Genomic DNA, 25,579 nt, shown 5'->3' with positions numbered 1-25,579 from the left:
TTGAAGAAAACGTCTCTATTTTATGGACATTAGCGATGAATATCTTTTTGGAAATTAACAGAATTAGTCAGCCAACCCCGTCGCCAGAAAAAGTATATTAGACTGGTAGCAATTAACGCCATTGCTCCTAAACATAGGGGGTAGCCCCAATACCAATTTAATTCTGGCATATTGTGGGGCGATTTTTCAGTATTGAAATTCATCCCATATACCCCAGCAATAAAAGTTAAGGGAATAAAAATAGAAGAAACCACCGTTAGCAACTTCATAATTTCATTCATTTTATTACTGATTGCCGATAAATACACATCCATTAAACCAGCCACTAATTCTCGATAAGTTTCCACTATATCCATCACTTGGACTGCATGATCATAACAATCTCGCAGATATATTCTCACATCATCACTAATTAATTCACTACCATCTCTAATTAAAGAATTAATTGCATCTCTTTGTGGCCAAATTGCGCGACGTAGTTGTAATAATTCTCGCCGAATTTGATATATTTTTTGTAATGTTTGTTGACTAGGATTAACGATTACTTCTTCTTCTAAATCATCAATTCTTTCCCCATACAGTTCTAAAACTGGGAAAAATCCATCAATAATTGCGTCTAATAAAGAATAAGCCAAGTAATCACTACCTTGTCTGCGGATAATACCTTTATTCTTATTAATTCTCATTCTCACACCATCAAAACAATCATGTTCTGGTTCTTCCTGGACTGTCAAAACATAATATTTGCCTAAGACTAAACTTACTTGTTCACTATAAAAACTGCCATTATTATGATTAGGTACAACCATGTGGGCAATAATTACTAATTGATCTTCATAATCCTCAATTTTTGGTCGTTCTACCATGTTGACAATATCTTCCAAAATCAGAGGATGTAAATCAAAAGTTTGACCTAAACGATGTAAAATATCTTTACTACCTAAACCTTGAACATCCACCCAAGAAACTGATTCTGTATCCAAATAATTAAGACATTCTTCAGGGTAACTTATTTGTTTATGAATGAGTTCAGTTTGATTATAGTCAATGAGAAAAATAATTGGTTGTTCAGCATTTTCATCAACAATGATTGTTCCTGGTTGAGTTCCTGGTTCGTGATAGAATTCCTTCCCCCGTGACTTCTTCATAGCTTTGGTAGCGCGGCGAATTTTTCTAACCATGAATTTTTACTCTTTAGATATTACTGTCTAAAATTTTAACTCATATCATATAATTTTCTTAATTTTGCATTACGGAAATGGTAATTTCTATATACAAATAAAATAAAAATATGCTTATGCAACCAAATCAGCAAACATTTTGGTTAATTGAAACTGAAGCAAAACCATTGCAGCAGATTATAGGTGGTGGTTTTATTTTACCAGATGGACAAGTAGCGTACCTTTGGTCAGCGCAGCTATCGCTAGAATTTTACCACATTCCAGTTATGTCACCTTTCCATCTCTAGCATCCTTTCAACAACTGCAAAATCAAAGAGGGAGAACATTAGTATTTGGAGAAAACTCACGAGATCATTATCATCTACAAAGCTTTAAACTAGTAAGAGATAAAGATGTAACAGGTATCAGCGGTACTGGTATAGTTGCCATAGGATGTTATTTTCAACTTTTCCATCAAGATATTGGTCAAAATTCTGCTAATATTGCAATTATGCAATGGTTGAAAGCACCTAAATCCACAGCCTGGTATACTCAAGGATGGGAACAAATTATATTAATTCATGGACATAAAGGTAAAACCGAAATTATTGTAGATTAAATATCCCCTATTCCAGAAATCTTCCATTTATGAATACTAGTGAAAATCTCATCTTAGTTGTCGGTTCTACCGGTGGAGTTGGACAACTTGTAGTTAGTAAACTATTAGAAAAAGGCTTACAAGTTCGTATTCTCACCAGGGATGCCGAAAAAGCCGCCAAAATGTTTAATAACAAAGTAGAAATTGCAATTGGTGATATCTGTAAACCTAGCAGTCTCACAGCAGCAATGGTAAATATTACCTGTATTATTTGTTGTACAGGAACTACCGCTTTCCCCTCCGCAAGATGGGAATTTAATCAAACCCCCAACATAATCGAATTAGGAATTACCGTATTTAATCCCCAATTCCTAGAAGATAAAGCCAAAAATACCCCCACTAAAGTTGATACACAGGGTGTAATTAATCTTATATCAGCAGCACCAAAAAACCTCAACCGCTTCGTATTTGTTTCTTCCTGTGGAATTCTGCGTAAACATCAATTTCCATTTAATATTCTGAATCTTTTTGGTGTACTTGACGCTAAAGAAAAAGGAGAACAAGCCATTATTAATTCGGGAATTCCTTATACTATTATTCGTCCCGGACGTTTAACCGATGGACCATATACATCCTATGATCTCAATACCTTACTCAAAGCCACAAGTGGAGGTAAATTAAACATCATTTTCGGAACAGGAGACACAATTTCCGGTGATACTAGCCGCATTGATGTAGCTGCAACCTGTGTAGAAAGTTTATTTTATCAAAGTTCTGTGAATAAAGTTTTTGAAATAGTTAATCAAGGAAATAGACCGACTATAATTGATTGGCAAAATCTTTTTTCACAATTATAAAAAAGAGAGCAAAAAACATGAAATTGAATAACTTTAAAATCCCACTTCTTTTAATATTTGCTAGTTTTGTTTTTTCACCAGCAGGTTATACTCAAACACCAGAATCACAAACATCTCAACTATCTGAAGAAGTTACCAAATTACGGACACAAGGACAAACAGGATTACAAACATTTCTCAAATCCCATATTAATAACCTAACATCTCCACCAAAACCACAAATTAAAACAGCTTTAGATCAATTGTGTCAACAACGAGATTGTTATGCTTCCAAATTATATTGGTATACCGATTTAGAACAAGCCAAAGCTGCTGCTAAACTTAGTGGTAAACCAATCCTTTCTTTAAGATTATTGGGGAGATTAGATACAGACCTTAGTTGTGCCAATAGCCGGTTTTTTAGAGTAGCATTATATCCCAATGCTGAAATTTCCCAAGAATTAAGAGACAAATTTATCTTACATTGGCAAAGTGTTCGTCCTGTTCCCAAAGTAACAATTGATTTTGGTGACGGACGCAAATTAGAAAGAACCATCACCGGTAATAGTATTCATTATATTTTAGATAGTTCTGGTCGTCCCATTGATGCCATTCCCGGACTTTATGGACCAAAAGCTTTTCTTAAACAACTCCAGCAAGGCGAAGTAATTGCAAGAATTTTAAGTAATCAAAATGGTGAAAAATACAATTTATTATTACAACAATACCATCTGCGCCGTCTTGACGACATTCAAAACCAATGGAGAACAGATTTATCTAAATTGGGTATTCAATCTCTACCCCAGTTAGTTCGCACAAATAATCCTACATCATCTCCTAATGCTAGATTAGCAAGTTCCTTAGCAGTTTCTAAAGCAGTAGTTGAAAGACCAATTCTGAATTATATTCAACCAGAACCAGCAGAAACTTCTTCAGAAATTCTTAACCAAGCAACTTGGAATAAATTAGCTAGGCTATATCAAAACGATGCTAGACTGGATAAAAATAGTATAACTTTAATTGAAGATAAAAAGTTACCAAATACAACAGATAAAAATAATTTATCCAGAGTAATTCGTAATTTTGAAACCGTCATGGCTTTAGATACTGTCAAAAACGAATATCTGCTACACAGACAAATTCATCAATGGTTTTTAGCCGAAAATCAAACATCAAATATTAATCAGTTGAATGAAAAAGTTTATGCTGAATTATTTTTAACTCCCAGTTCTGATCCTTGGTTGGGTTTAGTCAACAATGATACTTATAGTGCCATAGATAACGGTGGTATTGTGGAAAAGAATTAGAGTTGAGGAGTGTAAATAACCTCAGCAAAAACTTTGATTTTCTGGCGTTGCTGAATGAAAGTATGAATTTTTCTCACGCAGAGACGCAGAGGCGCAAAGAGTAAGAGTTTGAGAAAGGGAATTTTTGATTTTCAGAGGATGTTTGAAAAAGGTAGGGAAGGGGGGTTAGGTTTCTGGAGATTATCAGTTTCATCTAATACTTTTCAAACAACCTCTCATACCGCCATTATCCAACGCCTATTTTCTTACCTGGTCCGGTTTTTTGTAATCTAAAAAAACTTCAAAGAATCTAATCTTCCCAGAATAGTCATATCTTCAGCATCTAATTCTACGGGAATACCACTGCGAATTAGTTCCGAAAAATCCTCATTGGGAACCATAATGGTTAAGGCATAAAGACGGTTTTCACCAGTATTTTTAATTAAATGCATCCCTGTTGGTGGTACTAATAAACTATCTCCAGCTTTGATATTTACCGTTTTCCCGTCACAAATTGCAATGCCTTCTCCTTTGAGAATAAAAAACATTTCTACAGCCCATTGATGCCGATTTGGTGGTGTTTGTCCACCGACATCAAAGATTTCTATACAACAAGTTAAAGAAGTATTTGCACTTGCAGAATCAAAGATAATTGCTAATCGGTTAGAGTCATGGGGACTAATCCGATATGCTTGATAATCTTTGGGAGATTTGATAATGGGAATTACACAACGAGTATCGTACATATTGGTAATGGGTAATTAGTAATTGGTAATTGGTGTTTTTACTCCAATTAAATTAATGATGAATTGCGGTTACAATTGCAGAAGAATCTGTTACAAAACCGAAACATTGTTGGACATTATATAAAGTCGCTAACCAACAATATTCCGGTGAAGTTGTCGCGGTACAATCTTTGACTAAAATACAGTCATATCCTAAAAAATTGGCATCACACAAAGTTGATAAAACACATTGATCAGCATTTACACCAGCAAAGAATAGTGTAGTTAAACCTAAATTTCGTAAAATACTGTCTAACGGTGTATCCCAAAATCCACTCATACGATACTTATCAACCTGGATGTCTTCTGGTAGCTGTTCTAGTTCTTCCACCACAGCAGCAGCCCAACTGCCCTGCATTAGTACCTGAGAACCGTTGCTGGGAAGGGGATCACCTAATCCGACTCCTGCCCCCGTGGGGTTGTATACGTGCAATAAACCGGCACTGATATTTAGTAAATCTGGACGATTTCCCCAATTTAGCCAAATTATAGGTATATCAGCAGCCCGCAGTTGTGGTAACAATTGTTGCAGGGGGGCAATCGGTTGACGGGCAGGGTTAACATCTACACCAATGTGTGCTAACCAACCATCAGGATGACAAAAATCATTTTGCATATCAATGACAATGATAGCAGCTTTGGATAAGTCGCAACGCAGAGTTTTAGTTTCTGTGGCTAAAATGGCTGGTCGTGGAGTCTTTTGAGGACGAGTAATATCTGCAAATGTCTGATTTACTTGCCAGTTATTGGGTGCAAATCCTAATTTCTGAGTGGGTAGATTCATAAATGCCAATTCTCGATATCGTTTTTTACGTTGTAGCTTAAAATTATGTTAATAGATCAATTACTTAATTAAGGTTAAAATCATGAACTTTACAATTAAGAATACTTTAATTAGCGTTGCCGATAGTTACGTAACTACAGACGTACAGGTTATAGATGGTAAAATCACCGCTATTACCCCTAATTTAGAAATAATTGGCACAGAAATTAATGGAGAGAACAAACTGCTGCTTCCTGGTTTTTTTAATGCCCATACCCATTCTTCGGAAATGTGGCAACGAGGAGTAATTCCCCCTTTACCTCTTGAATTATGGTTAGCACATTTATATGATTTTACTCCTTTAAATACAGAACAAGTTTATCTTAGTGCTTTGGGAACGGCAGTAGAAACTTTACTTTCTGGGGGAACAAGTGTAGTAGATCATTTAGTATTAATTCCTGGAGAAGAATTAGAAACTATTGCTACAGCAGTTCGCGCTTATCAAGAAGTAGGCATCCGGGCTTTTATTGCCCCTCTAATTCAAGATGAATCTTTGAGTATGGGCATACCCAATGGAGAATTACAAGCAAATCATGAACCTTATTTTCGTTCTTCTGGGGAAACTTTAGCAATTATGGAAACAGCGGTAAAACAATTTCATCAACCAGAGGTAGGAATTAATATTTTAGTTGCCCCGACGGGGATTCAATTATGCAGCGATGATTTATTTACAGGATGTATTTCATTAAGTAATAAGTATGATCTTTGCCGTCATACCCATTTATTAGAAACCAAAGCCCAGGAAAACCTGGCTAAAGAAAAGTATGGTTGTACTGCGGTTGCCCATTTACAACGACTTGGTTTTTTGAACAGTTGCACAACTTTAGCACATTGTGTATGGTTGAAGGAATCTGATATTAATATTCTTGCCCAAACACAATCTACAGTCGTCCACAATCCTTTAAGTAACCTCCGTTTAGGCAGTGGTATTGCCCCAATTATCAAATATATTCAAGCGGGGGTTAATGTCACCTTTGGCTGTGATGGTGCTTCTAGCAATGACTCCCAAGACTTGTTAGAAGCTATTAAAATTGGTTCGATTCTACATAATCTTACAGAACCAGATTATCAATACTGGATTACACCCAGGCAAGCTGTAAAAATGGCATCTTTAGGGGGTGCAAAAGGTTTAAATGTAGAAGAGGAACTTGGTTCTCTTACTGTTGGTAAAAAAGCTGATTTAGTTTTATATGATCTCAATAATTTATCATTACTTCCCCGCACAGATCCTATTGGTTTATTAGTTTTAGGTCGTCCTGTCAATGTTGTTAATAGTGCTTGGGTAAATGGTAAGCAAATTATTAGTAATGGGAAAATTACTACAATTAATATTGATGAACTACGACAAGAATTATTTAACCGAAGTCACTGGGAAACACAGCCTAAATCAGCTAATGTAGATAAATTAACACCTCGTTATCGGCAAGTTATGGGATTAGATTAATGTTAAGCAATATACGGCACTTCCTTAGAGGATGTTTAAAAAGTGGTATCCCGTAATTTTCATCATATTGTTACCCCCCCTTTCCCCTTGTAAAGGGGAGAAACAATAAAAATCCAGTTCCCTCCCCTTTATAAGGGGAGGGTTAGGGAGGGGTAAAATATTTAATACAGCAATCATGACTTTTAAAACACCCTCTTGTGTTATGAGGTACACATAGCTGCCAAGATGCCCGCACCACAAGAGTCATTAAGGGCGAGGAAACCCCGCCCCTACAGATTTTACGATTTGCTGAATGTATCTCATTCAAGTGCATACCGCTATAGCAATCTCATAGCCTAACTTGCGGGTAAGTGAGAGTGGTATAAAATCAAGCAGCCAGTACATCATGGCGTAAATAAAGCAACCATTTTTAAGCCTTGTAATCAATAGACATCTCCAGAAATTAAAGATACGTGACCTGAAACCCTTGTAGAAACGTTATATGGGTAGGGATTCTCGGCTGTACAATCTTTTTTCGAGATGTCTAATCAAATTTTCAGAGCTTTTAATAGTCATGTTATTTACGCCAACCTGTACTAGGGTTTTTTATCGGTCTTTACAATAGCTTCTAACTTGACACTTTTCACGCCAGGTATTGCTTTAATGAAAGTTTCAGCCTGTGTGATTTCTTTTTGAGAAGTTGCTGTTCCTTTGAGGATAATTTCACCGTCTTTGTTAGTTATTTCTAACTTGTTTCCGGGTAGAACTGTTTTCAGTTTTTTGCTAATTTCAGTTTTTAAGTCGGTTGTGGATTTAGAAGTTGTAGTAGGAGTTGCGGTGGAATTATCTATAATTCTTGTGGTATCAGAAGCAGGTTTGGCTGGAAGAACGGGGGTTGTGCTGCTAGTACCAGTAGTTTCTGAACCTGTTTTTGGTGCTTCTTGACAACCAACCATGCCAGCTACTAAAACGCCACTAACTAGAAAAGGAATGAGCTTTTTCATGTTGATTTCCAAAGTTGAATACTTGAAGTGATGGAGTTTACTGTGAGTGATACCCAGGAGCAAATCTTAAAAAAGAATTAAATTTCTACAACCAAAAGTCATGAACCAAACATCCAGATAACTGATAGAATGACAACTTTTCAATAACTAAATTAAAACGCTTTTATTGAAAAGAGCCAATTTAATTGTACTCATGGCTATCGAATATTAACGGTTTGATGCTCACAGGTAGCCACTATCTATATATTCTCTATCCTCAAGACTTAGCCGCATCTTTTTTGGGATTGGTTTACTGGTGATTGGTAATGGGTGACTGATTCGGTGACAAAGAGAGGATATTGCACCTTGAAGGTTCGGTTATACCACTTTCTATCTTTACCCCAATGACGATAATCTCGTGGATATAGAGTGCAAATGTCTAATATAACCACCATTAGCTGCTGAAGCAATCAAGAGGTTAAAAACTGTGTACGAATGGATTTTGCCGAGTCTCAAGGAAGTTTTATCTAAAAATCAATCTCCTGTCGCTGAGTGTTCTACGGCTAAGGCGGAGCAGCAATGGCGTGTGAGTCTGGCAGCTACGGAGAACTTGCTATTGAAAACTTTAGCCACAAGTTCATCTCATGATCCTCAAGGTTTGGTATTAGCCGCACCTGCACCTTTATTTAGTCACCCCGAACTAGCACAACGATTACAAACAATAACTTTTACAGCTAGACCTTTTAATCCTTTGGCGTTGATGCCATTTATGATGCCGTCAGAAGTGGCGCAGCATATAAATAATATAGAAACAAATACTTTCCATACTGCTACTTTTCAAGAATCTATTTTACCTTTATTGCCGGCTGATCCTCTAGGTGCGGAACAGTTTTGTTTGATATTTACAGATAAATTTAGATTAGTTTTGGTTTTGGCGGAAGATGAAAATGGTAAGAAGGAATTTTTGTTTTCTTTTGAATCAGCGGTTGTCCAAAAAGCTTGGGAATCTATAGGTGCTAGGGTGGTTTTGACTAATCCTGAATTGTTTACTGATTTAGATATTAAGGTACAAAATTATCCTTTTATTGCTCCAGATTATCAAGTTGTAATTCAATTTAGTCAGTTATTACTGCAAGAGTTAACTATTCCCACAGAAGTTACGCATACTTCATTATCCTTTCATTCACCTACTCCACCGCCAAAATCTCCATCTCGTTCGGATGTGGAGTTGCTCCAAGCTTTTGCCCATGAGGTTCGCACTCCGTTAACGACTATTAGGATGATGACGCGATTACTATTAAAAAGGAAGGATTTGCCTGTTAATGTTATCGGTCGTTTGGAGGTTATTGATCATGAATGTACTGAGCAAATTGACCGGATGGAGTTATTATTTAAGGCGGCAGAGTTAGAGAATTTATCACAACCTTCAAAATTTGCTAATTCCCAATTATCGCCGATGTGTTTGGATGAGGTTTTACAACAGAGTATTCCCCGTTGGCAATTGGCGGCAACTCGGCGTAATTTAACTTTAAATGTGGTTTTACCGAAGCAGTTACCGACGGTGGTTAGTAATCCGGCGATGCTGGATAGGGTACTTACTGGTTTAATCGAGAATTTTACGCGCAGTTTACCTCCTGGTAGTTGTATTCAGGTGCAAGTAATTCCTGCTGGTGATCAGTTAAAGTTGCAATTGTCTCCTCAGTTTGATTGTCAAGATCAAGGCTACCGGATAACGCCACCAATTCGGAAGTCGTTGGGTCAATTATTGATGTTTCAGCCGGAAACAGGGGCAATTAGTTTAAATATGGCGGCAACTAAGCATTTATTTCAAGCAATTGGGGGGAAATTAATTGTGCGTCAACGTCCCCAAAATGGGGAAGTGTTGACTATTTTTTTACCTTTGGAAGTTAGAGGTATCTGAATGTGAATATGCTGCTGCCATATATTAATTGGGTTACTATTGTTAATTTTGGATCTTTCAGAAGATGTTAGTCTCAAACCCTTTATTGACAGTAGTTTCAGAAATTAATTTCCCAGGCTAATACAAAACTTTACAAAATTAATAGCTATTCCCTCAACAATTTTAGCCATGAATTCGCTCAGAAATGATCTAATTCGAGCGATCGCAAAAATTTCCTATTGACAAATTGACAAAAAAGTGATATTCAACCTGGCAATGTTATTAATTTTAGTGATATTTAGGGTTGGCTGCTAGCGCAGCGTGGCGTTAGCCATACTCCTGAATGGGCGCAGGCCCTGCGCCCCTACTCCCTGAACTTCGATATATCGTAGGGGTTTAGCTCATGCTTTACCCTTACATATCTCATCAATTACAGGATGGTTTAATGCTGATGTAGAGATTTTTCATGAACCGTCTCTACAACGTGGTTTGCCTAAAGGATACCAGAAGCTACACCAAGGTGGTTGTAAAGTTATTGAGTCCTAAAGTACCAGTTAAACCTGTCACCTGAATGATGGCAATAAGCACCTCTTTTTTCAACGTGGCTTTCAGGCTCTATCCCTTATGAAACAAGCTGTTTAGTCACCTTGTCACCCGTTAAGGGCTTCGCCTCCCGTTAGGGATACGCGGCTACACAAACGTTCGCGTAGCGTCCCGTAGTGATAGTCCGCCTACGCGGACTAACGAAAAATTAAGGAACCTAATTTTGGCTTTTTATTCTTTCCTGTAAAGCTTCTCGTGCTTGTTCTCTGTCGTCAAAGTGGATTTTTTCAGTACCGAGAATTTGATAATCTTCGTGACCTTTACCAGCCAATAATACACCGTCTCCAGGTTGAGCCTGTAAAATAGCTGTCCGAATGGCGGTAGAGCGATCGCTAATCACCATTGCCTGTACCATATCAGGAATACCTGCCACCACATCCTCTAATATCTTTTCCGGGTTTTCCGTGCGAGGATTATCTGATGTCACCACAGCCATATCTGCGAGTTCCGCCGCTATTTTCCCCATTTTCGGGCGTTTAGTGCGATCGCGGTCTCCCCCACAGCCAAATACACATATCATTTTACCAGGAATAAACGGCCGAGCCGCCTTGAGCAAATTCTCCAAACTATCAGGAGTATGGGCATAATCCACAATCACACTAATATCCTGTTGTGAACTAATTTGCACCCGTTCCATCCGTCCAGGAACACCGGGAAACCCAGGAATAGCACCTGCTACCAATTGCAAATCTAACCCCAAATGGACAACCGCCCCCACAGCAGCCAAAAGATTTTCTAAATTATATTGACCAACCAAAGGCGAACTAAAAGCCACATTACCTTGAGGAGTATGTAAAATCCCACTCACCCCATAGGGTTGATAACTTAAATCACTCATCCAAAAATCAGCCGTACTATCATTAACGCTATAACTCCAAACCCGTTCCCGATGCAAAGATGCAATTATCCGTTGACCGTAGACATCATCAGCATTGATAATTGCTCGTCCTTGCAGATAATTAGGACTAAATAACAACGCCTTCGCCGCAAAATAATCCTCCATATCCAAGTGATAGTCCAAATGATCCTGAGTGAGATTAGTAAACACCCCCACCTCAAAAGCACAACTCAAAACCCTACCCTGGTGCAAAGCATGAGAACTAACTTCCATTACCCCAGTATCACAACCGGCATTCATCGCCTTAGCCAATTGTTGCTGTAAATCTACCGCAAAAGGAGTAGTATTCACAGCGGTCTCTTCAAAACCAGGCCAGCGCGTATACAGCGTACCTATTAACGCCGTCGGTAAATTAGCCTGAGTTAAGAAATATTCAATCAAATGAGTAGTAGTAGTTTTCCCATTTGTCCCCGTCACACCCACCATTTTCAGCTTTTGTCCAGGATAACCATAAAAAGCCGCAGCTATTTGAGCGCAAGCCTGAGTCATATTCTCCGCACTAATCACCACAGAGTTTACTGTCGGCGGATTTTTCCTCATAGCTTCCGCAGAAACAATCGCCGCTACAGCACCAGCAGCCAAAGCCCCCGGCCAAAACTCCCCACCATCTACCCTACTTCCTGGCATCCCAATAAACAAATCGCCCACACCACAGGCATGGGAATTAGTTTTCAGTCCTTGAATATCAATATCTGGTACATTTACAGACTCAATTCCATCTACAGCCGCTAATAATTCCCGCAATTTCATCTAGTGAACCTCGCCACAAGCTTGTCTTGCGCCTATTTAAACATTATTTTTTGTTTATGGGGAGAGATACAACAAAATTCAAGAAACGTCTTCAGGTGGATGCCAACCAGCAGAAACCCAGGCTTGTCTCACAGTCACTGCGTAGATATTATTAAGTTGTAAAGCTAAAACTGTAACACGACCACAGGCAGTTAATCCTATGATATGTGTACCATTGTTAGTCCAAGCAAAGTGAGATGACCATGTTTGCTGACGAGGATTAAATAGTTTTACCTTGCTGTCAGTAACTTGATCTAGACCATGAGTTTGAGTACCTTTGTATCCGTTGCATAGTCTACAAGCAAGCCATAAATTTTCTTCGTTATCAGTCCCACCTTTGGCTTTGGGAATAATATGATCAATCTCTAAAATACCCAATACATACTTTTGCAGACTAAGACAGTAACCACATTGATGATTAGCCTGGTTTCGCACCTTAACCCGAACTTCTTCAGAAATTTGACTAGAACTCACGCACCTAACTCTTTTATTAATCCACGTTTGACAGCTTCACTTAATGCAGTAGCTTTTCGCAATAGTCCCTCTTGATAAATTTGCATTAGTGTTTGTAATTTAGAATGTTCTGATTCTGTAACAATACCAGCTTGTTGTTTATCCAGTAACTCACTTAAACGAATATCTTCTTCAGATTCCATTTGTAATTCTGTCAAAGCTAAAACTTGCTGGTCAGAAAGTGCTGATACAGGTTCAAGGGTTGTTGCTTCTAGGCTAATAGGTGGGATAGAAAACTGGATAGTATCAACTAAGATGCTGGCTAAATCCCTGTTTGCTAGACGTGCAAAGTGTTCAGCTTTTTGATAAACGTCATCTGGTAGAGTAATTGTGATTTGGTTACTCATATTTTTTAGATAGGTTTCCTTCATATTATTGATTATAAATATTTGTTATATCTTATAAACCTTTATTTTTATAAAAAGTTACAATACAACTAGTCATACGAAATCCAAACCATGTCTGAATCAGTGCAGTATATAACTAATACCCAGGGAGAAACAGTTGGTGTATTGTTAAATCTGGAAACTTACCAACAACTAACCAACTTATCAGCAGATACTGAATTATTAATTGGGTTAAGTTTAGATGAATTACAAGCTTTGGTAGAAAGTGTATTATCTCCCAAAACTCACACTCAATTAGATAATTTATTAATAAAAAATGCTGATAATCAATTGCTACAGAAATTGTAGGACTTACACCTGTGGGGAGAGGCACTATTTCTGTTTTAAAAATGAACCGTCCACAATTAACTCGTGTACGGAAAATGTGGGTAAAAATGGGTGAACATCCACCAAATATTTGAGATTTTATAACCGATTGAGGACGATTTTATTCATCAGGATAATGACAGCAAAAAACTACATCCTTCGTAGGGGTTTAGCAGTGATCATAGGTGTCAACTTAGGCTACAGATGCCTTATTTGTTGGCTTCCACACCCACCCAGAAATGAATTTCCGGGCTAATAAGTAAAGTTTACTAAAGTAAACTGGGGATTTTTAGTCATCTTCAGATGACTTTTGCTATTAGATTGGGAATTCATTCCCAGGCGGGCTATGAGTTTTACGTTAAGTTGACAACCCACATTCAGCATGAGTAAATATACTCAAAATATTTCTCCCAGCAGGTTATTTTGTCAAAAAAAGAATTTCATAAAAAAGCTAAAACCCAGTCATAATAACCACTTCATGCTTTTTGCTATTTATGGAGGTATTCAATAAATTTAATCTCAAACCAACTGATTTATTGACATTATTCTCAATAAGCTTGATTCTAGCTTTAGATAGATCTGCGATCGCCCTAATATAGAATTGCGTATAATTGTCTAAAAGCCTTATTATCATTGGGTTATGGATAATTCCGAAAAATCAAAAAACACCTGCGGAATGTGGGTGACAACAATGAGCTTTTGCTTTACCCCTACCATACTTGTCTGTTTACGATAAATAAAATCATTCACCTCTGCCGTGCCAGGTAACGAAAATCGCAAATGTTGATTCTAGCGTGGGAAAGGGGGCTGTAATAAATATTTACAATATTCTGAAAGCCTTAGATGTTACAGTTTACAAGTCTCGATGCGAGAGAAGATAAGAACACAAAACCGTCCAAGTCCACTAGGTAGTGTCCAATCATCCAAAGAAAATTGTACTAGATAAAAAGGTAAGTGTCCATCAACAGCAGAGGTAGAAAATTTGACTTGGGAGTAATAAATCCATCCTTCATTCTCTCTCCATCCTACTTTATTACCAAATTTTTCCCAGGCATCTCTATGATACTCGCCATCAGCCTTACCACCCACGCTCAAGTATATCTCCTTTTGGACACTGAAGCCAAATCGCCTTTCACTGTATTTTACCCACAATTTATCAATTGTGCGGAGGTCTTGGCATGGGAAATTTAATAATTCATTATCTGTAAACCATTCACCAGACTTTTTACCTACAGCTTTAATCATTACTTCATAAGTTTCTTTATCTGCTTCCTTCCAGTTACCTGCTTTGAGTAGGTCACGCAGTTTCGTGTAGTCTATGTCTCTTTCTGAACTGAGGTCATCTGTTGGTGAAACCTGTAGCAGTGTCTCTACATCTACATTAGCAAAGCTATATTTTTCTATAGAACCAACTGCTGCATAGCGAAGCAATTCAACCAGTTTTGGCTTGCTTCCCCAATATTTTGTAGTTTCGTTGTATTCACTAAAATCAGCAGAGTGTTCAAGTGCGCCTTTTTGCAAATGTTTAAGTAGCTGACGGTCTGTATTCAAATCCATAATCAGTCGTGGCCATCTGATACTGATAGCTGTAAATTTCCCCAACTGTTCTAAAGTTAAATATCTCCTGGAATTGTTTTCCGAAACATGAGCAGTAATTAAATTTGTAGAAGCTCCAATGTAGGCTTTTAGCCTAAATACATTAATAAACTGCTTCCACCGTCGGGGATTATAATCTAAAGCAGGAGCAACCATTAAGGCAATATTGCGAACTACTTCTGAATCTTCACCAGTTGTTATTCTGATATTTTCAATACGATCACGCTGTTCTTCTGAAGTTGAAGGTAGAGTTCCTGTAGCAGCTATTTCTTCTCCAGGTGCTTCTATTTGTTCTGTGTTATTTACAATTTTTGGTTGTGGTGGGGTTTTACGAGGAGAAATTTTGTTCAAAAATCGTGCAAAATCTGATGTAGTTGGTTGGGGGATTTGGAAACGAATCTGAACAAATTTCTCAAAAAAATTATAGCCGTATTCTATGGCTCTTATGGATAAACTACGATTATTTCTAGAGTTAGCATCAAATCCTAGATAGGGAATTATTTCTTTATACTTCACTGCAATACCCGCAGCTACTTTATCCACATCCATACCCAAAATGAAAATTAATTGTGGATCATTTGCTATCATCATATTGATAGCTTGCATTAGTTCAGCAGATTTGGTAATTTCACAACGGTCAAGATCATCTATAAAAACATATACTTTATTTTGTCCTGAAAACGCCTCTACAATCTTTTTGAAGTCTGCGTGAAATTCTTCAATAAACTCAATCTGGTTTTCGTATTTGGGTGATTTAAGATAGTTGTTTAAATCATTTTTGGGGTTGCCAATATTAAAAATTTTTAATACTAGAGATACAAAGCCTATAAAAGGAGAAACATATATGATAACTCTAGTAATTAATCTAGGAAGTTCTAATTCTGGTTGAAAAATAAATGTTATGAATTCTTTAATTTCCTTTAAATTCTTAACTACCTTTAATACATTATTTTCTACCCTAATAGCATATACAACTGATGCTATCAGGACTAATAAACCAACAACAACTAAGAATAAATAATAAATTCCTTGAATCCAGTTAAAACGCAGAAAAGATAGTCTAATATTACCTTTTAAGATAGGCAATACATCACGCTTATGGCGAATCTGAGAAATTTGCCGCAGAAATTCTAATGAAAAAGCTGCCCAAAGTGCTTCGGCTTTGTCATGTCTCCAAGCATTAAACCAAACTGTGGTTGGAGGACGAAATGTAATAATTTTTAGTTTTAATTTCAGCCATTTTAATAAATTATTTAGTAGAGAAGATAAACTTAATATCTTGTTTTGGACTTTTTTCTGGTTAAATTTTTCTAAGTATTCTTTTAATTCCTTTTTTTCCTGATTTATCTCATCATCAAACTTTTTTTTCTCAGTTTCTTGAATAGCTTTTTCTAATTGCTTCATAAAAGAAGACTTACCGCTACCCCATTCACCTTCTATAGAAAGAGTCAGAGGAGGTTTAGTTTCAGGATTAGTTAAGAACTCAGCAATAGCTACAACGTAAGGTTCAAAACCAAGATAGTCATTTTCCGACGCTTGATCACCTACACTAGCATTAAGAATAGATTGATGATTATTGGTGTTATCTGCCATGAGGATCTTAGAATAGGCTAAAAAACAGGAATATTGGCTTTATCCTGTTTAAATTTACCATAGATGGGATAAAAAATATATAGGGAATACTTACGTGCTTTTAGATACCCGAATTTTTTAAACAGTCGGGGATCTGAATATTAGAGTTTCAAGTTTTCACATAATCACTTAACATTTTTTCCAGACGTTCCACACTCAGACGAGGAGAAGGACGGGGTATCAGTTTTTCTTTACCGTCACCAATGAGTAAATGTAGTACCGGAATTTCATATTGATATGCGGTAAACCAATCATCACGGGTGGTAATATCCCGTACTTCCAACTCAAAACTAAGATTTTTGATTTGTTCCAGTTTTTCCTGTAATCCTTCACAAAGATGACAACCGGGTTTGCTGTAGAGAATTAATTGCATGAGTTGAGATTAAACAATGAAAATGTGTTTTATAGTTATTTTAACTAAAAATACAATTTTATAGAAAAATATCTGATAGCGTAGCGTGGCGTAAGCCATATCAGGATACTCAGGATTACAAGATTAACAGGATGAAAAAATAGATGATAATTAATGGTGATCTAGCAATTTCCATGTAAGTGAGGTACAAGAAGTCAGAATTAAACGCAGATAAACGCAGATAAACACAGATGATTTTGTACCTCATTAGACTGGGAAATGATATACATAAAAACCCCAATTCAATACTTGTCGGTTAAGCTCAAAAAATAGAATTATGTAGGTCGGGTTGAGAAACGAAACCCAACATTTATAAGCATTTTTTGGGTTGCGCTGTCGCTTAACCCAAGCTACAAAAACTAAAAATCTATTATGGGGTGCGTCAGATATCAATAATCTGTTTATTTACAGGATTTATGCAGTCTGACGCACCCTACCAATGTTCCAGTTGCGTAAGTCTTGTTACATTCACAAAACCTTACCAAATCCTCCACCTCCAGGAGTTTCTATGATAAAAACATCCCCCGACTGCATCTCTACTGTAGCTGTATTCCCTAAATTTTCTTCAGTTCCATTTTCACGTTTTATCCAGTTTCTTCCCACTTTTCCACTTTCTCCACCATACAAACCAAAGGGAGGAATTAAGCGATGACTAGAAAGAATATTAGCTGTCATTGGTTCGAGAAATTTAAGACGACGAATTACGCCATTTCCACCTGTGTATTTACCTTTACCACCACTATCAGAACGCAAACTAAAGCTTTCTACTTGGATAGGATAACGAGTTTCTAAAACTTCTGGATCAGTTAAACGGGAGTTAGTCATGTGTGTATGAATTGCATCAGTACCATGAAAATTCATCCCCGCACCTGAACCACCACAAATGGTTTCATAATATTGATATTTTTCATTCCCAAAAGTAAAATTATTCATCGTTCCCTGGGAAGCAGCCATGACACCTAATGCACCATATAAAGCATCAACAATTGTTTGTGAAGTTTCTACATTTCCTGCTACCACTGCTGCGGGATAGATTGGGTTTAACATACAACCTTCAGGAATTATAATTTCTAAAGGTTTAAGACATCCAGCATTAAGAGGAATATTATCATCAACTAAAGTACGGAACACATACAAAACTGCTGCTTGTGTTACGGCTTTGGGGGCATTAAAATTACTATTTAGTTGTGCAGATGTTCCCGTAAAATCAATTTTAGCACTCCGATTTTCTCGGTTAATTGTCACTGCAACTTGAATTTTTGCACCGCTATCCATTTCATAAATAAATGCACCATCTTTCAAAACATCAATTGCTCGTCTGACGGATTCTTCAGCATTATTTTGGACAAACTGCATATAAGTTTGTACTGTTGTTAGTCCATATTGATTGACCATTTTACCAAGTTCTTGGACTCCCCTTTCATTAGCAGCTATTTGAGCTTTAAAATCGGCAATGTTTTGGTCAGGATTTCGACTAGGATAGAGATGATTTAAGAGATAATTTCTCACGGCTGTTTCTTGAAAGTCTCCCTGTTCAACTAAGAGAAAATTATCAAATATAATTCCTTCTTCTGCGACTGTGGTACTGTGAGGAGGCATAGAACCAGGAGTAATACCACCTATATCTGCTTGATGTCCACGAGAAGCAACATAAAAGATAATTTGTGTTTTTTCTCCATCAAAAATTGGGGTAATGGCTGTGACATCAGGTAAATGTGTTCCTCCGTTATAGGGGTTATTTGATAAATAAACATTTCCCGGTTTAATATTGTCACCTTGATCATTAATTAAACTGCGGACACTTTCACTCATTGAGCCTAAATGTACAGGAATATGAGGTGCATTTGCAACTAATAAACCGGAAGCATCAAAAATAGCACAGGAAAAATCTAGCCGTTCTTTAATATTAACTGATGTTGCGGTATTTTGCAGCACAATTCCCATTTGTTCGGCGATGAATTGATAGAGGTTTTTGAATATTTCTAAACGAATGGGATCTGGTTGAGATATGGTATACATTTTTTCACTTAATTAATTTCAAGATAAACAATATGTTGGGTTTCCTTGCGTCAACCCAACCTACATTTTTTATTAAATTGTATCTGGATCTATATTTAATTCCCGCAGTTTTGTGGCCAAACGTTCTGCTTTTCTTGCTTCCTGTTCTGCGGTTTCTTCAGGTGTGGGGACTAAATTGCCTTCTGATGTGAAATAACGCAATAAACCTTCATGAATTCCTAAATATAAACCTAATTGTTGACTCCATAAATGCCCTTTTTCGGTGGCTTTTATAGGTTGATATTTTCCGTCTGTGATATGAAATCCTGCAAATTCTAATGTATAAGGATCAAACCAAAAATAGTCAGGTGTGCGGAAAGTTTCTTGATAAAGTTCTTTTTTTGATTCTCTATCTATTTTGGCTGTTGTTGGTGAGAGAATTTCGACAATTACATGAGGATATTTACCGTTTTCTTCCCACACTACCCAACTTTTACGAGTTTTTCTGTCAGTTCCTAAGACTACAAAAAAATCAGGCCCACGAAAATTTTCTGTTTTCTTCTGATGTGGACTATAATAAATACTCAGATTTCCCGCAGCATAGAAATCAGTTCTGTCTTTCCATAACCATTCCAAACATTTGAAAAGTAGGATTATTTGTCGTAGGTGTAGTTCTGTTTCCACGGGAGGTTCATCACTATATAGGTCACTGGGAGGAAAAATAACATCTGGAGAGATGATTTTTTCAGATGCTATTTCTTGAGTAATCATCATGATATGATACCAAGTAGTTATTTGTTTATTCTAACATTAATTACCAATTGATAATTAATCCATTCAAGGTCTTATCTGTGTTTATCTGCGTTTATCTGCGTTCAAATATTCTGAAAATCTTATTTTCTTTGGAAATGTTGGGTTTCGCAAAGGCTCAACCCAACCTACGAAAAATGGCGTTGTAAAATTAAGTGATTTTGTTTCGTTAATGTTGCTTCCCAGTGAGGTTCAACGACAATTGTGCTGATTTTTTCGACAATGATAGCAGGTCCGACTATACTATCTTCTGGTTGTAAATTATCCCGGTAATAAACAGGAGTATCATGCCATTTATCAGCCGTAAACATTTTTACTATTTCCACAGGTGTGGGATTTTGATCAAAAGGACGATTACGAGTAATTAATGGTTCTTCAGGAGTGTCCATTTTTTGAATTACTTCTACTGAGACTGATTCGACAATTAAGGTTTTCTCAGTTTGAATAAAACCATATCTATTTTTATGCTCAGTTTCAAATTCTTTTCGCATTAATGCCACATTATCGGCGAAATTAATGTTTAATGTAGAGTTAGTCCCATCATACTTTAAGTTAATTTTTTGGACTATTGTTTCTCTACTTGTTTCATCGGAGTTAATAGTAGTTTTTGCTTGGGTCTCTAAGGATAACATCAATTGCTGTAATTGCGGAATTAATGTTTGATTCAAAGGTTTTTCTACGCCTGTTTCTTTAATTGAGCGAATGTCAGCTAATCCCATGCCATAAGCAGAAAGAACTCCTGCGTAGGGGTGAAGAAATATCTTTTTCATGCCTAAAGTATCGGCAATTAAACAAGCAACTTGTCCACCTGCACCACCAAAACAACAAAGGACATATTCGCTGACATCATAACCTTTTTGTAAACTGATTTTTTTAATGGCATTTGCCATATTTTCCACAGCGATCGCTATAAATCCCGCTGCTACTTGTTCGGGTGTAGAAGTGTTGCCTGTGGCGGCTAAAATCGCCTGGGAGAGTTGGATAAATTGTTTTTTGACGATATCTTTATCTAAGGGTAAATTGCCTGCAATACCAAACACAGAGGGGAAATATTGAGGGTGAATTTTTCCTAACATGACGTTAGCATCTGTGACGGTTAATTGTCCTCCACGTCGGTAACAAGCTGGTCCTGGATTTGCACCCGCAGATTGGGGTCCAACACGATAACTAGAACCATCAAAATATAAAATTGAACTGCCTCCAGCCGCAATAGTGTTAATTGCTAATACGGGAACTCGCATCCGCGCACCTGCAATTTCTGAGTCTAATTGGCGTTCATATTCTCCTTTAAAGTGGGCAACGTCTGTACTTGTTCCGCCCATATCAAAGGTAATTACTAATTCAAAACCTGCTCTTTTGCTGGTTTGAACTGCACCGACAATACCACCAGCCGGTCCACTTAAAATACTATCTTTTCCTTGAAATTGTTGTGCGTCGGTTAAGCCGCCATCAGATTTCATAAACATTAATTTAACTCCAGGTAGTTGACTAGCTACTTGGTTAATGTAGTGCCGCAAAATCGGAGTTAAATAAGCATCTACAACAGTTGTATCTCCTCGACTAACTAATTTCATTAATGGACTAACTTGATGGGATATGGAGATTTGTGTAAAGCCGATTTCTTGAGCTATTTGTGCTACTTGTTGTTCGTGGTATGGATAGCGATCGCTGTGCATGAAAACAATGGCACAACTGCGAATTCCTGTGTCATAAGCTGCTTGTAAGCCATTTTTAGTTTGTTCAATATTTACGGCTATTAATTCATTGCCATGAGCATCATAACGTTCTTCTATTTCAATTACCTGCTCATACAGCATGGTGGGTAAAATTATCTGTCTAGCAAAGATATTTGGACGATTTTGATAACCAATTCTCAACGCATCTTTAAAGCCTTTAGTAATAGCTAGAACTACCCGATTTCCTTTTCTTTCTAACAGGGCATTTGTGGCTACTGTTGTCCCCATTTTGACTATTTCTATGGCTTCCCTAGGAATAGGTTTTTGGTTGGAAATACCCAAAATATCCCGAATACCTTGAATTACTGCATCTTGATATTGTTCGGGATTTTCTGAGAGTAATTTATAGACTATTATCCATTCTTGATTAGGGAGAGGAACGATTAAAAACCGTTCTTGATGTTTTGAAAGTCTGTTGATTATTGTTTGATTATTAGTGACAGCAACTATATCTGTAAACGTGCCACCCCGGTCTCCAAATACTTTGAACATTATTTAATTTCCTCAATATTATAAAAATATAGGAATCCGGTTTGATTCTGTGAATTTACTTGTGTGGTCAGGGAAGAGGAAAGACAGAATTGATACCTACTGTTAGGTTTCTGGAGATTATCGGTTTCATCTAATACTTTTCAAACAACCTCTTACAGCAAATTGTCATCAAACCCGGAACAAGAACCCCACCCCCAACCCCCTCCCCGCAAGCGATGAGGGGGCTAAGAGGATGTTTGAAAAGTATCAGAATTAATCGAGATCCCCCCAACCCCCCTTACAAAGGGGGGCTAAATTCCTCAAAGTCCCCCTTTTCAAGGGGGATTTAGGGGGATCTGCGGGTGTCAGATCCCACACGAAAAAGTTTTCAAACAACCTCTAAGATGTACCTCATAAGATTGGAAATCGCTGTAATTAGGTAGAGACATTAGACATCCCTACCAAAATTTATCAACTCCTAAACTTTCAACGTCTTTTCAGCTTGGAAATGCAGCAATAATCCATATTCTAAACCCTCAACCACAGCTTGATAAGAAGCCTCCAAAATATTACTAGAAACTCCTACAGTAGTCCACCGTTGTTGACCATTACCCGATTCTACTAAAGCACGAGTTTTGGCAGATGTTCCCGTATTTCCGTTAAGAATTCTCACCTTATAATCAGTCAACTCAAAATCGGCAATTTGAGGATAAAAATTCACTAAAGCCTTACGCAAAGCCGCATCTAAAGCCGCCACTGGTCCATTACCTTCTGCGGCTTCTAGAATATTTTTACCATTAACAGCTACTTTAACAGTCGCTAAAGAATTAGTAGTTTCTTTCACCTCTACTAAATCACAATGAACCTGAAAACCTTGAACTTCAAAAAACTGTTGACGACATGATAAAGCCTCATACATCAAAAGAATAAAACTAGCCTCTGCGGCTTCAAATTGATAGCCTTCACTCTCCAATTCCTTCATGCGTTGGAGAATTTGTCTAGCTTGAGGATGATCTTTATCTAATTCAATCCCACAAGTTTTAGCTTTAGCTAAGACATTACTTAAACCAGACTGTTCAGAAATGACAATACGGCGTTGATTTCCTACCAATTCTGGTTGAATATGTTCATAGGTTAAAGGATTACGTTCCACCGCAGAGACATGAATCCCACCCTTATGAGCAAAAGCTGAAAGTCCAACAAAAGGTGCGTGTTCGTCAGGTGCGAGATTAACAACCTCGCTCACAAACCGACTAGCTTCTGTAAGTTGATTTAGCTGGTGTTCACCGATACAACTATAACCCAATTTTAGTTGTAAATTGGGAATCACAGAACACAGATTTGCATTCCCGCAACGTTCCCCATAACCGTTAATTGTTCCTTGTACCATCTTAGCTCCAGCCATAACTGCTGCTAAGGCATTAGCAACCGCCATTTCTGAATCATTATGGGTATGTATGCCGATTTTGGGAAGTGGTAATTGGTGATTGGTGATTGGTGATTGGGTAAGAGTTTTTTCCTCATTCCCAGTCCCCAGTCCCCAGTCCCCAGTCCCCTTGACAACATCTTCCACAATTTGCGAAACTTCATGAGGTAAAGTCCCCCCATTGGTATCACATAAAACTAACCATTCTGCACCTGCTGTGACTGCTGCTTTGAGCGTCTGTAGAGCATAATCAGGATTTTGCTTATAACCATCAAACCAGTGTTCAGCATCGTAAATTACCCGTCGTCCTTGAGAACGGAGATACTCGATGGTATCACCAATCATGGCTAGATTTTCCTCTAGGCTGGTCTTGAGTCCGGTTGTAACGTGCAAATCCCAGGATTTACCGAAAATTGTCACCCAGCGCGTTCCTGCTGCCAAAATCCCTTGCAGCATGGGTTCATCTCCGGCTTTGGTATGAGGACGACGGGTGGAACAAAAGGGGACAACTTCTGCTTGTTTGAGGGGATTTTCTCGAAGTTGCCAGAAAAATTGGACATCTTTGGGATTTGCTCCCGGCCAACCACCTTCAATGAAAGGAATACCTAATTCATCAAGTTTGTGAGCAATGCGTAACTTATCTTCTATGGACACTGACAATCCTTCCCGTTGAGTCCCGTCGCGGAGAGTAGTGTCGTAGAGCCAAAGTTGATTTGAGGGAGTTTTGGTCATAAAAATTTGGTGAACCTTTGCTTCAACACTTACACCTAAGAGACAACTTTGCGGCGATATGCCAACATACTACAAAACGCTATTTCGGTAATTTCAATATGCCGATAAAAAAATGCTAACAATGGCTAACATTTTTTTCCTGTTTCCCTCTGAAAGTGTTGGCAGTACCAATCCATAAGCTAACACAGTCTACCTGACCACTATATGTATCGTAGAAGCTGCGAAAACTTCTATAGGGTGAGGATTTAATGACTATTGTTAATAACTCAATTCTAGTACAGCACTGCGTAAATAAACCAAGCATTCTCAATCGCCAAAAAGCTTGCTCAATATTACCTTTGACTTTTGACTTTTGACTTTTGACTTCCGCTTTGCGGTACTAGGCTGTTTTAATGCAAAAGACAACCCAGGGGAATACTACCCAAAATCCTGTTAAATCTGAGTAGAGGCATTGGCACTTATGGTACTTATGCGGTTAAGGTAGAAGGTGAGTAGCCGCAGCAAATTGGCGTAAGTGAACACGACGTTCCCTTCTTGCCAACTTTCCTGCAAGTTGCTTGGGTTTAGCTTGTCACTTGATTTGGGATTGACGATTTTGGACTTCGACTTCGCTCAGTCGAACGATTTGGGATTGACTCCACCCTCAAGGACGGGGATTGTACCAAATTTTTGTAATCTAAAATCTAAAATCTAAAATCTAAAATCTAAAATTCTTTTCATGGGTTTTGGGATCAAGGTTCTCAATTAGTTTGGACACCAGAAGGTTTACAAGGAGAGAAACAAGATGGGTAGATGGACACCCTTGATTTTAATGGCTGGCGGCGTAGCAATTTTGCTAGGTACGTTACTGGGGATTAATTTTCCTATGGGCGGACAACAAACTGCTAATGTTCCTCAAGGACGGAAAGCATCTAGTGTTCTCCCGGCTAATATTAATGTTAATAGTGCTGCCAATGGGAAGGATTCAGAAAATATTAGTGGTAATGAGTCAGAAACTTCCAGCGGAAGTAATTCTGCCAGTGAAAGCCGCCGTACTAGTGTAGCTCAAGGTAATTTTTCTACGGAGACTACTAACAATTCTTCTAATACTACTCAAGAAACAAGTGGTAGTAATGACAGTTCCAGTTCTACCAATGAAACTGACACTACACAGAGTAACTCAAGTGCTAGTGGTAATGAAGGTCAGAAGAAAGAACCAATTCGCGCTTTGTGGTAATTAGGGAAAAATTAAGTCAAAGGTCACTCGATTTGGGATTGACGATTTTGGACTTCGACTTCGCTCAGTCGAACGATTTGGGATTGACGTTAGCGAAGCGTACGCAACGCAGCGAGTATTTTTCCGTCCTCAAGGACGGGGAGTTATACCAAATTTTTTTCATCTAAAATCTAAAATCTAAAATTCCCGTGACCAATGACCAATTTTCGCGCCCCTTGTGAGCCATTTATGAGTTATTAG

Annotated in this window: 21 protein-coding genes and 1 pseudogene; 9 read left to right on the top strand and 13 right to left on the bottom strand. The window is 37.7% G+C overall.

Going from position 1 to position 25,579, the window contains the following annotated elements; all coding sequences use genetic code 11:
- Positions 1 to 29: 29 nt before the first annotated feature.
- A complete protein-coding gene (gene corA / locus AN486_RS03250) occupies positions 30 to 1,181 on the bottom strand; it encodes a magnesium/cobalt transporter CorA (RefSeq protein ID WP_053537520.1) in 1,152 nt (383 codons plus the stop codon).
- A gap of 110 nt (positions 1,182 to 1,291) precedes the next feature.
- On the opposite strand from corA, the gene AN486_RS03245 reads away from it, so the two are divergent.
- From AN486_RS03245 to AN486_RS03230, 4 genes are read left to right on the top strand one after another with little or no spacing between them, the layout of a single operon-like run.
- The gene (locus tag AN486_RS03245) at positions 1,292 to 1,468 is read left to right on the top strand and encodes a hypothetical protein (RefSeq protein WP_199924350.1); all 177 of its coding nucleotides are present in this window, start codon (positions 1,292 to 1,294) and stop codon (positions 1,466 to 1,468) included.
- Positions 1,405 to 1,779: a hypothetical protein gene (locus AN486_RS03240; RefSeq protein ID WP_290599248.1), complete on the top strand. Its 375-nt coding sequence runs from the start codon at positions 1,405 to 1,407 to the stop codon at positions 1,777 to 1,779. Before AN486_RS03245 ends, AN486_RS03240 begins: the two co-directional genes overlap by 64 nt.
- Positions 1,780 to 1,808: 29 nt before the next feature.
- Positions 1,809 to 2,615, top strand: a complete 807-nt coding sequence (locus AN486_RS03235) for an SDR family oxidoreductase (protein WP_053537518.1) — start codon at positions 1,809 to 1,811, stop codon at positions 2,613 to 2,615.
- Between the two features lie 17 nt (positions 2,616 to 2,632).
- Positions 2,633 to 3,901, top strand: a complete 1,269-nt coding sequence (locus AN486_RS03230) for a hypothetical protein (RefSeq protein WP_290599245.1) — start codon at positions 2,633 to 2,635, stop codon at positions 3,899 to 3,901.
- A gap of 269 nt (positions 3,902 to 4,170) precedes the next feature.
- On the opposite strand, the gene AN486_RS03225 is transcribed toward AN486_RS03230, so the two are convergent.
- Both AN486_RS03225 and AN486_RS03220 read right to left on the bottom strand, forming a co-directional pair.
- Positions 4,171 to 4,626: a cupin domain-containing protein gene (locus AN486_RS03225; protein ID WP_053537516.1), complete on the bottom strand. Its 456-nt coding sequence runs from the start codon at positions 4,624 to 4,626 to the stop codon at positions 4,171 to 4,173.
- 52 nt (positions 4,627 to 4,678) lie between these two features.
- Positions 4,679 to 5,449, bottom strand: a complete 771-nt coding sequence (locus tag AN486_RS03220; RefSeq protein WP_053537515.1) for a cysteine hydrolase family protein — start codon at positions 5,447 to 5,449, stop codon at positions 4,679 to 4,681.
- An 82-nt stretch (positions 5,450 to 5,531) separates the two neighbouring features.
- On the opposite strand from AN486_RS03220, the gene AN486_RS03215 reads away from it, so the two are divergent.
- Positions 5,532 to 6,932 (top strand): amidohydrolase, encoded by a 1,401-nt coding sequence (locus AN486_RS03215; protein ID WP_053537514.1) that lies wholly within the window; start codon positions 5,532 to 5,534, stop codon positions 6,930 to 6,932.
- Positions 6,933 to 7,507: 575 nt separating this feature from the next.
- Here the strand turns inward: AN486_RS03215 and AN486_RS03210 are convergent.
- On the bottom strand, positions 7,508 to 7,915 hold the full coding sequence (locus AN486_RS03210; protein WP_290599242.1) for a BON domain-containing protein: 408 nt from the start codon (positions 7,913 to 7,915) through the stop codon (positions 7,508 to 7,510).
- Between the two features lie 466 nt (positions 7,916 to 8,381).
- Between AN486_RS03210 and AN486_RS03205 the strand changes: the two genes are divergently transcribed.
- Positions 8,382 to 9,815 (top strand): sensor histidine kinase KdpD, encoded by a 1,434-nt coding sequence (locus AN486_RS03205; protein WP_053537513.1) that lies wholly within the window; start codon positions 8,382 to 8,384, stop codon positions 9,813 to 9,815.
- Positions 9,816 to 10,554: 739 nt separating this feature from the next.
- Here AN486_RS03205 and AN486_RS03200 read toward each other — a convergent pair.
- The 3 genes from AN486_RS03200 to AN486_RS03190 all read right to left on the bottom strand — a co-directional run bounded on the left by AN486_RS03200 (position 10,555) and on the right by AN486_RS03190 (position 12,944).
- Positions 10,555 to 12,045 (bottom strand): UDP-N-acetylmuramoyl-L-alanyl-D-glutamate--2,6-diaminopimelate ligase, encoded by a 1,491-nt coding sequence (locus AN486_RS03200; protein WP_290599240.1) that lies wholly within the window; start codon positions 12,043 to 12,045, stop codon positions 10,555 to 10,557.
- Between the two features lie 78 nt (positions 12,046 to 12,123).
- A complete protein-coding gene (locus AN486_RS03195; protein WP_027403415.1) occupies positions 12,124 to 12,558 on the bottom strand; it encodes an HNH endonuclease signature motif containing protein in 435 nt (144 codons plus the stop codon).
- The gene (locus AN486_RS03190; RefSeq protein WP_053537511.1) at positions 12,555 to 12,944 is read right to left on the bottom strand and encodes a hypothetical protein; all 390 of its coding nucleotides are present in this window, start codon (positions 12,942 to 12,944) and stop codon (positions 12,555 to 12,557) included. The genes AN486_RS03195 and AN486_RS03190 overlap by 4 nt, the downstream gene beginning before the upstream one ends.
- A 111-nt stretch (positions 12,945 to 13,055) precedes the next feature.
- On the opposite strand from AN486_RS03190, the gene AN486_RS03185 reads away from it, so the two are divergent.
- Positions 13,056 to 13,292, top strand: a complete 237-nt coding sequence (locus AN486_RS03185; RefSeq protein ID WP_290599238.1) for a hypothetical protein — start codon at positions 13,056 to 13,058, stop codon at positions 13,290 to 13,292.
- Positions 13,293 to 14,156: 864 nt separating this feature from the next.
- On the opposite strand, the gene AN486_RS26600 is transcribed toward AN486_RS03185, so the two are convergent.
- The 6 genes from AN486_RS26600 to cimA form a co-directional block, all read right to left on the bottom strand.
- Positions 14,157 to 16,499, bottom strand: a complete 2,343-nt coding sequence (locus tag AN486_RS26600; RefSeq protein WP_367142415.1) for a GUN4 domain-containing protein — start codon at positions 16,497 to 16,499, stop codon at positions 14,157 to 14,159.
- A 148-nt stretch (positions 16,500 to 16,647) separates the two neighbouring features.
- Positions 16,648 to 16,911 (bottom strand): glutaredoxin family protein, encoded by a 264-nt coding sequence (locus AN486_RS03170; RefSeq protein WP_290599236.1) that lies wholly within the window; start codon positions 16,909 to 16,911, stop codon positions 16,648 to 16,650.
- 507 nt (positions 16,912 to 17,418) lie between these two features.
- Entirely contained in the window at positions 17,419 to 18,969 is a 1,551-nt protein-coding gene (locus AN486_RS03165) for a hydantoinase B/oxoprolinase family protein (RefSeq protein ID WP_290599234.1), read from the bottom strand.
- 72 nt (positions 18,970 to 19,041) lie between these two features.
- Positions 19,042 to 19,722, bottom strand: coding sequence for a Uma2 family endonuclease (locus AN486_RS03160; protein ID WP_053537507.1), 681 nt, complete (start codon positions 19,720 to 19,722; stop codon positions 19,042 to 19,044).
- A 164-nt stretch (positions 19,723 to 19,886) separates the two neighbouring features.
- Positions 19,887 to 21,986 (bottom strand): hydantoinase/oxoprolinase family protein, encoded by a 2,100-nt coding sequence (locus AN486_RS03155; protein WP_290599231.1) that lies wholly within the window; start codon positions 21,984 to 21,986, stop codon positions 19,887 to 19,889.
- 457 nt (positions 21,987 to 22,443) lie between these two features.
- The gene (gene cimA, locus AN486_RS03150; RefSeq protein WP_053537505.1) at positions 22,444 to 24,123 is read right to left on the bottom strand and encodes a citramalate synthase; all 1,680 of its coding nucleotides are present in this window, start codon (positions 24,121 to 24,123) and stop codon (positions 22,444 to 22,446) included.
- A gap of 444 nt (positions 24,124 to 24,567) precedes the next feature.
- Between cimA and AN486_RS26595 the strand changes: the two are divergent.
- Together AN486_RS26595 and AN486_RS03145 are read left to right on the top strand one after the other, a co-directional pair.
- Positions 24,568 to 24,638: pseudogene (locus AN486_RS26595) on the top strand ((2Fe-2S)-binding protein); the annotation flags it as partial.
- A 269-nt stretch (positions 24,639 to 24,907) separates the two neighbouring features.
- Positions 24,908 to 25,339: a hypothetical protein gene (locus tag AN486_RS03145; RefSeq protein ID WP_053537504.1), complete on the top strand. Its 432-nt coding sequence runs from the start codon at positions 24,908 to 24,910 to the stop codon at positions 25,337 to 25,339.
- The last annotated feature ends 240 nt before the right edge of the window (positions 25,340 to 25,579 follow it).

Origin of the sequence: Anabaena sp. AL93 (assembly GCF_001672085.1) — a bacterium.
Taxonomy (GTDB): Bacteria; Cyanobacteriota; Cyanobacteriia; order Cyanobacteriales; family Nostocaceae; genus Dolichospermum; species Dolichospermum heterosporum.
The sequence above is the reverse complement of the archived record's forward strand: the minus strand, read 5'-3'. Positions and strand labels throughout refer to the sequence as shown.

Bases quoted from the DNA above. Each gene is read 5' to 3' on its own strand.
- AN486_RS03190 (WP_053537511.1), bottom strand. From the start codon at position 12,944: ATGAGTAACCAAATCACAATTACTCTACCAGATGACGTTTATCAAAAA.
- AN486_RS03170 (WP_290599236.1), bottom strand. From the start codon at position 16,911: ATGCAATTAATTCTCTACAGCAAACCCGGTTGTCATCTTTGTGAAGGA.
- AN486_RS03185 (WP_290599238.1), top strand. From the start codon at position 13,056: ATGTCTGAATCAGTGCAGTATATAACTAATACCCAGGGAGAAACAGTT.
- AN486_RS03210 (WP_290599242.1), bottom strand. From the start codon at position 7,915: ATGAAAAAGCTCATTCCTTTTCTAGTTAGTGGCGTTTTAGTAGCTGGC.
- AN486_RS03160 (WP_053537507.1), bottom strand. From the start codon at position 19,722: ATGATGATTACTCAAGAAATAGCATCTGAAAAAATCATCTCTCCAGAT.
- AN486_RS03245 (WP_199924350.1), top strand. From the start codon at position 1,292: ATGCTTATGCAACCAAATCAGCAAACATTTTGGTTAATTGAAACTGAA.
- AN486_RS26600 (WP_367142415.1), bottom strand. From the start codon at position 16,499: ATGGCAGATAACACCAATAATCATCAATCTATTCTTAATGCTAGTGTA.
- AN486_RS03215 (WP_053537514.1), top strand. From the start codon at position 5,532: ATGAACTTTACAATTAAGAATACTTTAATTAGCGTTGCCGATAGTTAC.
- cimA (WP_053537505.1), bottom strand. From the start codon at position 24,123: ATGACCAAAACTCCCTCAAATCAACTTTGGCTCTACGACACTACTCTC.
- AN486_RS03220 (WP_053537515.1), bottom strand. From the start codon at position 5,449: ATGAATCTACCCACTCAGAAATTAGGATTTGCACCCAATAACTGGCAA.
- AN486_RS03145 (WP_053537504.1), top strand. From the start codon at position 24,908: ATGGGTAGATGGACACCCTTGATTTTAATGGCTGGCGGCGTAGCAATT.
- AN486_RS03230 (WP_290599245.1), top strand. From the start codon at position 2,633: ATGAAATTGAATAACTTTAAAATCCCACTTCTTTTAATATTTGCTAGT.
- corA (WP_053537520.1), bottom strand. From the start codon at position 1,181: ATGGTTAGAAAAATTCGCCGCGCTACCAAAGCTATGAAGAAGTCACGG.
- AN486_RS03155 (WP_290599231.1), bottom strand. From the start codon at position 21,986: ATGTTCAAAGTATTTGGAGACCGGGGTGGCACGTTTACAGATATAGTT.
- AN486_RS03165 (WP_290599234.1), bottom strand. From the start codon at position 18,969: ATGTATACCATATCTCAACCAGATCCCATTCGTTTAGAAATATTCAAA.
- AN486_RS03235 (WP_053537518.1), top strand. From the start codon at position 1,809: ATGAATACTAGTGAAAATCTCATCTTAGTTGTCGGTTCTACCGGTGGA.
- AN486_RS03225 (WP_053537516.1), bottom strand. From the start codon at position 4,626: ATGTACGATACTCGTTGTGTAATTCCCATTATCAAATCTCCCAAAGAT.
- AN486_RS03200 (WP_290599240.1), bottom strand. From the start codon at position 12,045: ATGAAATTGCGGGAATTATTAGCGGCTGTAGATGGAATTGAGTCTGTA.